Here is a 1,274-nt window from a genome sequence, read left to right as displayed (position 1 = left end):
CCTACGTCGGCCGCGGCATCGACCTGGGCCAGCTCGACCCGGCCCTGGCCAAGTTCGACCTGGACCGCCTGGGCAAGGCCCTGCGCCCCGAGCGCGACGAGCAGTTCACGTTCCTGGGCCTCCAGACCCTGTACGACCGCTACTTCCTGCACAGCGACGGGACCCGCTACGAGCTGCCGCAGGCGTTCTTCATGCGCGTCGCCATGGGCCTGGCCCTCAACGAGGACGACCGCGAGGCCCGCGCCATCGAGTTCTACGAGCTGCTGTCCTCGTTCGACTTCATGGCCTCCACGCCCACCCTGTTCAACTCCGGCACGGTGCGCGCCCAGCTCTCCTCCTGCTTCCTCACCACCATCGGTGACGACCTCCAGGCGATCTTCCACGGCATCAGCAACAACGCGATGCTGTCCAAGTACTCCGGCGGCCTGGGCAACGACTGGACCCCGGTCCGCGGCCTGGGCTCCCACATCAAGGGCACCAACGGCAAGAGCCAGGGCGTCGTCCCGTTCCTGAAGATCGCCAACGACACCGCGGTGGCGGTCAACCAGGGCGGCAAGCGCAAGGGCGCCGTGTGCGCCTACCTGGAGACCTGGCACATCGACATCGAGGAATTCCTCGACCTGCGCAAGAACACCGGTGACGAGCGCCGCCGCACCCACGACATGAACACCGCGAACTGGGTTCCGGACCTGTTCATGCAGCGGGTGGAGCAGGACGGCCAGTGGACCCTGTTCTCGCCGAACGAGGTTCCCGACCTGCACGACCTGTACGGCAACGACTTCGCCGAGGCCTACGCCGCCTACGAGAAGGCCGCCGACGAGGGCCGCGTCAAGGTCCACAAGCGGGTCCGCGCCGTCGACCTGTGGCGCCGCATGCTCACCATGCTGTTCGAGACGGGCCACCCCTGGATCACCTTCAAGGACCCGTCGAACCTGCGCTCCCCGCAGCAGCACGTCGGCGTGGTGCACTCCTCCAACCTGTGCACCGAGATCACGCTCAACACGAACTCCGAAGAGGTCGCGGTCTGCAACCTGGGCTCGGTCAACCTGGCCCAGCACGTGGGACCCGACGGCATCGACGTCGAGCGCCTGCGCCGCACCGTCCGCACGGCCGTGCGCATGCTCGACAACGTCATCGACGTGAACTTCTACACGATCCCCGAGGCCGAGCGCGCCAACATGCGCCACCGCCCCGTGGGCCTGGGCCTCATGGGCTTCCAGGACGCGCTGTTCAAGCTGCGTCTGCCCTACGCCTCCCGGAGCGCCGTGGAGTTC

The 1,274-nt window shown here is 67.6% G+C and carries 1 protein-coding gene; it reads left to right on the top strand.

The window, feature by feature from the left end; genetic code table 11:
• A partial coding sequence (locus PWG71_RS28590; protein WP_274813183.1) for a ribonucleoside-diphosphate reductase subunit alpha occupies positions 1–1,274 on the top strand: 1,274 nt, incomplete at both ends.

Origin of the sequence: Nocardiopsis sp. N85, from assembly GCF_028882275.1 — a bacterium.
In the GTDB taxonomy this organism is placed as follows: domain Bacteria; phylum Actinomycetota; class Actinomycetes; order Streptosporangiales; family Streptosporangiaceae; genus Nocardiopsis; species Nocardiopsis lambiniae.
This window is presented reverse-complemented; position numbering and strand designations above follow the sequence as displayed.